The following is a 5256-nucleotide window of genomic DNA, read 5'->3' as shown; positions in this document are numbered from 1 at the left end:
CGGCGGGCGGCGGCCCAGGCGTTGCCGCCGCCGATCCCCTGGTCCGCGGCGAGCCGCCGGCGGTGCTCCAGGTCGAGCAGGGCGTCCGTGCTCAGTACCATGACCGCCCCTCAGGCCGCGACGCGCGCGGCGTCGGTGAGTGCGCCGGTCCGGATCAGCTCGACCACGGCGGCGATGTCCTGGTCCATCCGGCGGTCGTGCCCGACGAACGGCGCGTGCTTGCGGACCAGGTCGTACACCGCCCGGGTGCGCGGGCCGGCCAGCTCGGGACCGCGCAGGTCGAGGGCCTGGCAGGCGGCCAGCAGGTGGATCGCGGCGGCCTCGCGGACCAGCTCGACGACGGTGTTGGCCTCGCGGGCGGCGATCGCGGACATCGAGACCTTGTCCTGGTTGTGCGCCTCGGTGGACCGGGAGAACACGCTCATCGGCCCGGAGGTCTTCAGTGCCTCCGCGGTCAGCGCGGAGCAGGCGATCTGCATGCCCTTGAAGCCGTGGTGCAGCCCGGCGTTCCAGTCGTCGTCGGCGAACCGGGGGATCAGGTTCGGGGTCAGGCCGTTGTTGAACTTCTCGTCGACCATCAGCTCCAGCTGGCGGTCCAGCAGGTCGGCGATGTTGGCGACGGCGACCTTGAGCGAGTCCATCGCCTGCACCACGTGGCCGCCGTAGAAGTTGCCGCCGCTGTGCACGGTGCGGGCCTCGACGTCGAACAGCGGGTTGTCGTTGGAGGAGTTGATCTCGGTCTCGACCCACTGCCGGGACCAGTCGAGGGTGTCCCGCAGCACGCCGGTGACGTGCGGGGCGCAGCGGATCGAGTAGCGGTCCTGGATGCTGCGGCGCAGCTGCTGGAAGCCCCGGTCGGCGAGGTCGTCGTTGAGGTCGACCACCTGGCTGTGCGAGCGGGCCAGCTCCGATCCCTCCAGCAGGTCGCCGATGGTGCGGGCGCTGGTCAGCTGGCCGGGGTGCGGCTTCTGCTCGTGGATGAAGGCCGCGAAGTGGCCGCGGTTGCCGAGCAGCGCCTCGCTGGCCAGCGCGGTGCAGATGTCGGCGACCTCGGCGAGTTCGGCGGCGTCGGACCAGGCCCGCACGGACCAGGCGGAGCTGAAGGAGGTGCCGTTGATCAGCGCGAGGCCGTCCTTGGCCTCCGGCCGCACCGGCTCCAGGCCGAGTTCGGTGAAGACCTCGGCGGCGTCGCGCAGGGCGCCGTCGTGGCGGACCAGGCCCTCGCCGATCAGGGTCGAGGCGACGTAGCACAGCGGGACGAGGTCGCCGCTGGCGCCGACCGAGCCGCGGGAGGGGATCTGCGGCAGCACGTCGTGGCGGATCAGGTCGAGCAGCCGGGCGACGATCTCCGGGGTCACCCCGGAGCGGCCGCGGGCCAGGCAGTTGCCGCGGATCAGCAGGGTGGCCCGGACCACGTCGTCGGGGGCCGGCGCACCGGTGCCGTTGAGGTGGTAGCGGATCATGTTGTACTGCAGCTCGACGGCCTTCTCCGGGGAGATCTGGCGGGTGACGCTGTCGCCGAAGCCGGTGGTGACGCCGTAGATGGGCTTGCGGTCCGCGATCAGCTCGTGCTTGAGCTCGCGGGAGGCGGCCATCGCCCGGGCCGCCTCCTCGGCCACCCGGAAGTCGGTGCCGGGGTTGCGCATGGCGTGGACGACGTCCTCGATGGTCAGCGTCCGGCCGTCGATGGCGCGCCGGGTGTCCGGGCCGGCCGGGGCCGGCTCGCTGCGGGTGATTTCAGAAATGGTCATGACAGAGAGCTCCTCGACGGTGGAACGGGACAGGCGGGTGTGACGGGGTGGGTGCGGCCGGGCGCGGCCGCCGTACGGACGGCGGGGCCGCGGCCGCGGGTCAGGCGTCGAACCGTCCGCGGTGGAAGACCAGGGGCCGGGCCGGCCGCCGGGTGAGGCCGACCACCCGCCCCACCACCAGTACGTGGTCGCCGACCGTGACGCAGCGGTCCAGCTCGCACTCGATCACCCCGGGCGCGTCCGGCAGGGTCAGGCAGCCGGTGGCCGCCCCCTGGACCCAGCCGGTGACCAGCTCCGGGCCGGGCCGCCGGTCCGCGGGCAGCGCCAGCGTGCGGGCCACCGGGCCGCTGCCCTCCGGCAGGATCGACGCGGCCCACACCCCGGTCGCGGACAGCGAGCGCAGGAAGGACGAGTCCTCCCGCAGGTACATCGAGACCAGCTGCGGGCGGAGCGAGACCGAGGTCAGCGAGTTGACCACGATCGCGTCGTGGCCGGCGTCGGGGCCGCGGCCGGCCCGGGTGGTCACCGCGCAGACCCCGGTCACCAGCTCGCCCATCACCTCGCGGAAGGCCTGCTCGCCGCCGTCGGTGCGCGGGTCGGGGCCGCGCCGCTCGACCCGGGTGCCGCTCACGGCTTGCCGGCCCGGCGGCCGGCCGCGGGCCCGGCCACCACGACGGCCTCCGGGTCGGTGAGGTCGTCCGCCCGCCAGCCGGTGACGTCGTACTCGGCCAGGCACGCGTCCACCAGTGCCTTGCACTCGTCCAGGCCGCCGGTCGCCCGGTAGCGCTGGAACGCCTCGATCCGGATGTTCTCGTGGTTGCCCGCGTAGTTCATCTCGTACAGCTCCCAGCGGCCGCCGAAGTCACTGCCGACCGAGTCCCAGATGAGCTTCATCAGCTTCACCCGGTCGATCGCCTCGACGCCGTGCCGGCCCCGGATGTAGCGGTCGAGGTACGGCCGCAGTTCGGGCGTGGCCCAGTCGCTGGCGTGCGAGTTGTTGTAGATCAGGGCGCTGCCGAGGTCGCGGAAGAAGATCTCCCGGATCTTCGGGTAGACCGTGGAGGCGAACATCCGGTACGCCAGCGCGCTCTCGCTGTTGGGCATCACCGAGCCGTCCGGACGGACCACCGGATTGTGCACCATCGAGTCGACCAGCCCCCACAGGACGTGCCGGTAGCCGAGCAGTTCGCCGAGCCTGGTCTGCACCCCGCGGAACTCGATCGCGCCGGTGGTGTCCAGACCCTTGGTCAGCAGCCCGGTGAGGAAATCGAGTTTGACGGCCAGCCGGACGCAGCCGTGCAGCATCGAACGGAAATAGAAGCCGGAGCCGGTGAAGAACCGATTCGCCTTCTCCACGTCGTAGCAGAACACGTTCTCCCAGGGCACCAGCACCTCGTCGAACACCAGGATTCCGTCGTTCTCGTCCATCCTGCTGCTCAGCGGCTGGTCGAACGGACTGCCCGCCACCGTGGCCTGGTACTCGTACGAGGCCCGCGAGATGATCTTCACGCCCGGCGTGTTGGTCGGCACCATGAAGTAGCAGGAGAGGTCCTTGGCCCCCTCGGGGACCTGACCGTAGTTGGCGACGAAGATGTACTGGGTCAGCGCCGCACTGGTGCCGACCACCTTCGCCCCCGACACCACCAGGCCCGCGTCGGTCTCCCGGCACACCGACAGGTGGACGTCCCGGAGTTCGGTGACGTCCCGGTCCCGGTCGACCGGCGGGTTGACGATCCCGTGACCGATGAAGATGACCTTCTCCTGGGCCTCGCGGTACCAGCGCGCCGCGTTCGCCTCGAACGGCGCGTAGTGCTGCGGATCCGCACCCAGGGTCGCCAGGAAGGCCGCCTTGAAATCCGGTGTGCGCCCCAGCCAGCCGTACGACATCCGCGCCCACTCGGCCATCGCGCCGACACCGGTGCGCAGGTCCTCGGCCGAGCGCGGCACCTTGTAGTAGGGGTGCGTGAAGCCGCCGTTCCCGCTGTCGGTGGGGACCGTCAGCCGCCCGCGGCGCTCCGGGTCGTGCAGGGCGTCGTACAGCCGGGCCACCATGCGCGCGTTGTTCCGGAACGCCGGATGGGTCGTCACATCCTTGACCCGCTCGCCGTACGCCCACACCTCGCGCCCGTCGCGGAGGCTCTCCAGATACTCGTCCCCCGTGTACGGCCGGACCGAATTCTGTGCCTCGTCCGCCATTTTCACGCCTTCCCGATCATTCTGCCGGAATTTCCTCGCGCCCGAGGACCGCGGATCAGCGGTCCACGGGAAATCGGGTCCGCCGCGGCCGCACCGGATCCGGCGGCCCATTCGCATTTCCTCTGCGGCTCCCTCGCCGACGGAAACTAATATTCGGCGTCGAAGGGTGTCAAGGAATCCGCGGACCGGCCCTGCGCAGGCAACCCGACAACCGGGCACCGGTCCTGACGGTCAGTCCGGGCACCTCTCCGGCTGTCCCGCCGGCAGGACAGGCGGAGCGCGGTGACGGCCTCGCCGACCCGCGGCCGACCCGCTCCGACCCGCTCCGACCAGCGCCGCGGCACCCGGGACCGGGCCGCCGGGCGGACCGTTTCCCTGTTTCCCGGTGGAGTCAACCGGTCAACACTGGTCACGCCCTCCGGCCGGGGCCATTCTGGCTGCGGGGGCCGGCGCTTCGCACCAACACGAAGGAGCGTCCGGGAGCGGGGGAAACGACAACTCCCACCGCCGTCCCTGCTCAGGTGGAAGACGACGGACGGATGAGAAACGTGAGCACCACCAGGACCGAACCAACAACGGGACAACGTCACCCCCTCGACCGCACCACCCGCCGGACGGCCCCCCACGGCCCCACCCGGCACCTGCCCGCCGCCGAACCCCGGACCCACCGCGGACAGCAGATCCTCACCACCCGGGTCGGCCTGCGGTTCCCGGCCGCACTCGCCTTCGAGACCTGGGAGCAGGCCGGCGCCAAGCTGTTCGAGACCGCCGACTCGTTCGCCTGGTGCCTCGGCGACTGGCTGGTCTACGGGCAGGACAAGTACGGCGACCGCTACCGCCGGGCGATCGACACGGCCGGCCTCGACTACCAGACGCTGCGCAACTACGCCTGGGTGGCCCGGAAGTTCACCATGGAGCGACGGCACCCGGAGCTCAGCTTCCAGCACCACGCCGAAGTCGCCCCGCTCGACCACGCCGGGCAGGACCTCTGGCTCGCCCGCGCCCACGAGAACCGCTGGTCCAAGAGCGAGCTGCGCCGCCGGCTGCGCGCCGCCCGCAACCCCGTCCCGGTGAGCGCCCCGGCGAAGCTCCCCGACCTGACCCTTCCCGCGCAGGCCATGGACCGCTGGCAGGCCGCGGCCGGCCGGGCCGGCGTACCGCTCGACGACTGGATCATCACCACGCTGGAGCAGGCCGCGGCGGCCGCGGCGCAACCGGTACCGGGCCCCTGACCCGGCTGTCCCAGACCGGCCGACCCGGCGCCGCCCGCGCCACCCGCGCAGCCCGCACCGGCCGCACCGGCGCCGCC

At 72.0% G+C, this 5256-nt stretch carries 4 protein-coding genes; 1 reads left to right on the top strand and 3 read right to left on the bottom strand.

The genetic code is table 11. The features are described 5' to 3' along the window. Positions 1-110: 110 nt before the first annotated feature. From AA75_RS12265 to AA75_RS12255, 3 genes are all read right to left on the bottom strand, one after another. Positions 111-1751, bottom strand: a complete 1641-nt coding sequence (locus AA75_RS12265; RefSeq protein ID WP_082526443.1) for an aromatic amino acid ammonia-lyase — start codon at positions 1749-1751, stop codon at positions 111-113. A gap of 100 nt (positions 1752-1851) precedes the next feature. Continuing rightward, positions 1852-2382: a flavin reductase family protein gene (locus AA75_RS12260; protein ID WP_051812177.1), complete on the bottom strand. Its 531-nt coding sequence runs from the start codon at positions 2380-2382 to the stop codon at positions 1852-1854. Further along, positions 2379-3947 (bottom strand): 4-hydroxyphenylacetate 3-hydroxylase family protein, encoded by a 1569-nt coding sequence (locus AA75_RS12255; RefSeq protein ID WP_051812176.1) that lies wholly within the window; start codon positions 3945-3947, stop codon positions 2379-2381. The genes AA75_RS12260 and AA75_RS12255 overlap by 4 nt, the downstream gene beginning before the upstream one ends. Positions 3948-4495: 548 nt before the next feature. Here AA75_RS12255 and AA75_RS12250 point away from each other — a divergent pair. Then, positions 4496-5179 (top strand): LmbU family transcriptional regulator, encoded by a 684-nt coding sequence (locus AA75_RS12250; protein ID WP_233289000.1) that lies wholly within the window; start codon positions 4496-4498, stop codon positions 5177-5179. Positions 5180-5256 lie beyond the last annotated feature (77 nt).

The organism is Kitasatospora sp. MBT63 (genome assembly GCF_000710465.2).
Classification (GTDB): Bacteria; Actinomycetota; Actinomycetes; order Streptomycetales; family Streptomycetaceae; genus Kitasatospora.
Note: the sequence above shows the minus strand (reverse complement) of the source record. Positions and strands in the feature narration are given on the sequence as shown.

What these genes read in the sequence shown, in the direction of transcription:
- AA75_RS12265 (WP_082526443.1), bottom strand. Translation starts at nt 1,751, where the DNA reads ATGACCATTTCTGAAATCACCCGCAGCGAGCCGGCCCCGGCCGGCCCG.
- AA75_RS12255 (WP_051812176.1), bottom strand. Translation starts at nt 3,947, where the DNA reads ATGGCGGACGAGGCACAGAATTCGGTCCGGCCGTACACGGGGGACGAG.